The 222-nt window shown below is 62.2% G+C and carries 1 tRNA gene; it reads right to left on the reverse strand.

The window, feature by feature from the left end:
* Nucleotides 1–149: 149 nt before the first annotated feature.
* A tRNA-Ala gene (locus ACYSM9_RS22070) sits at nucleotides 150–222 on the reverse strand.

Here is a 222-nt window from a genome sequence, read left to right on the forward strand (position 1 = left end):
GTCTGGATCAACCAACCCACCCCACAGCTGTCACAAACAGCTTGAGAAATACCGGGTGCGGAGGTGGGAAGTCCGGCCAACGGTGCAATCTGCCAACGCCGGGGACAAAAAAGTCCGCCGGAATCTGATGATTCCGGCGGACTCTCCGGTGGAGCTGAGGGGACTCGAACCCCTGACCCCCTGCATGCCATGCAGGTGCGCTACCAGCTGCGCCACAGCCCC

Source organism: Arthrobacter sp. C152, assembly GCF_054890965.1.